3 protein-coding genes are annotated in these 1,903 nt (G+C 54.0%); all 3 read left to right on the top strand.

Annotated features, from left to right (window positions below; all coding sequences use genetic code 11):
* A partial coding sequence (locus MYY08_RS15010; protein WP_288014765.1) for a hypothetical protein occupies positions 1-197 on the top strand: 197 nt, incomplete at its 5' end.
* Between the two features lie 115 nt (positions 198-312).
* A complete protein-coding gene (locus MYY08_RS15015; protein WP_288014767.1) occupies positions 313-1,299 on the top strand; it encodes a Gfo/Idh/MocA family protein in 987 nt (328 codons plus the stop codon).
* Positions 1,300-1,374: 75 nt separating this feature from the next.
* Entirely contained in the window at positions 1,375-1,797 is a 423-nt protein-coding gene (locus MYY08_RS15020) for a lysozyme inhibitor LprI family protein (protein WP_190296673.1), read from the top strand.
* Positions 1,798-1,903 lie beyond the last annotated feature (106 nt).

Consider the following 1,903-nt stretch of genomic DNA (forward strand, 5'->3'; position numbering starts at 1 on the left):
ATGCTGTTGTATGTTTTTTGTTCTTAATTTATTTCTTGATTTTTAGGACAGCCGAGCGAAACAAAGCCAACGCGCGGCGCGGCGGACGTTTTAGTATGGGACATGCGACATCACTCAATTGTTTTAATGCGCGCGATTTTAATGAGATCGAAACGAAATTTACACCGTTATGTTTGCTGGTCGGAGGGGAAAAATAGCCCATCGCGCACGCACAGCCATGCGGCATAAACTGCCCACCGATAATCCTTTACGGCGCGCCGGACTTTTTAGCTGTCTACACTTAGCGTTCAGACAGTAGAAAAGGAAAAGAGAATGAAACCATTAACATGGGCGATTATCGGGCCGGGGGCGATTGCCCATCAGTTTGCTGCCGCTATGGAAGCGCTCGGGAGAAAAGTGTACGCGGTGGGCGCGCGCAACCGGGAAAGGGGAGAGGCGTTTGCGCAACGCTACGGTATTGAGCGAGTGGATGATAACTTCGAACGACTGCTGGCCGATCCGCATATTGACGCAGTCTATATTTCCACGCCGCACGCCAGCCATTTCACGTGGATGAAGCTGGCGCTGGAGCATGGCAAGCATCTGCTGGTGGAGAAGGCGATTACGGTCAGCAGCATGGAGCTGGATGAAATCGATCGGCTGGCGGCAGAGAAAAAACTGATCGTGGCCGAAGCGATGACGCTGTTCCATATGCCGCTGTTTCATCAGCTTAAGGAAACGCTGGAGAGTGGACGGCTGGGTAAGGTGAAGACGATCCAGGTTTCCTTCGGCACGGTGAAAGAACCCGATCCTGAAAACCGTTTTTTCAATCCTGAGCTGGCCGGCGGCGCGCTGCTCGATATCAGCACCTACGCGCTGTCGTTCGCGCGTTACTTTCTGTCGGCGCAGCCGGACAATCTGTTCACTACCGTTACGCCATTCAGTACCGGTGTGGATGAGCAGTGCGGCATTCTGCTGCAAAACTCGCAGCAGGAATTGGTCGCTATCTCGCTGGCGTTTCGCGCCAAAATGCCTAAGCGTGGCATTATCGCCTGTGAAAAGGGCTTTATCACCGTAGAGGATTTCCCGCGCGCGCAGCGGGCGACAATTAGCTTCGCGGATGGCGCAACGGAAACCGTCGAGGCGGGTGAAACCGCACGCGCCCTGCAATATGAAATTCTGAACGTTGAACGATACATCGCCGAAGGCGGTAATCCGCTGCATTACCTGACCCAGGATGTAGTGGCGCTGATGACCGATATACGTCAGCGCTGGGGCATCCGTTTCCCGTTTGAGCAGCAGGATACGGCGGCGAAATAGCGACGGCCTCAACCGCGCGGCAACGGCCCGCATGACGCCTGAATAAAGGGCGCTAACTCAACATAAGGTGAACCGATGAAACGATTGCCGTTACTGCTGCTTCCGCTGCTGCTGCCGATGTTGGCGCAGGCGCAGCAGCCGGGAGAGAGCATCGATAAGCAGCTGCAACAGTGCAAGATGCAGGCGAATACCACGCTTGATAACGCGCAGTGCTATCAAACCGCAACCCAGCAGTGGGACAGCGAATTGAATACTCAGTATCGCTTGCTGATAAAAGATCAGCCGGAGCGCTTTCGCCAGCAGATAAAAGCGGCGCAGCGCAGCTGGCTCCAGTATCGGGATGGCTATAACGCGGCGATCGCCACGTATTATCAGCAGCAGCAGGGCACCATCTGGCCGCTGGTGGTGGCGGAATCGAAAATGAATATCATCCGTGATAAAGCCATCGATCTTTACAGGCTGCGCGTCAGCACCAATCTTGCGGGAGAAGAGGGATAATCCGCCGCGCCTGTCAGTGGGTATGTCGCCGCAATGCAGAGACAGAAACGGACAGGATGATTACTGACGGAAATATTAATAAGCTTTCTTATATGCATATCTATAG

The sequence above is a fragment of the Mixta sp. genome (assembly GCF_024610815.1).
Classification (GTDB): Bacteria; Pseudomonadota; Gammaproteobacteria; order Enterobacterales; family Enterobacteriaceae; genus Mixta; species Mixta calida.

Bases quoted from the DNA above. Each gene is read 5' to 3' on its own strand.
- MYY08_RS15015 (WP_288014767.1), top strand. From the start codon at position 313: ATGAAACCATTAACATGGGCGATTATCGGGCCGGGGGCGATTGCCCAT.
- MYY08_RS15020 (WP_190296673.1), top strand. From the start codon at position 1,375: ATGAAACGATTGCCGTTACTGCTGCTTCCGCTGCTGCTGCCGATGTTG.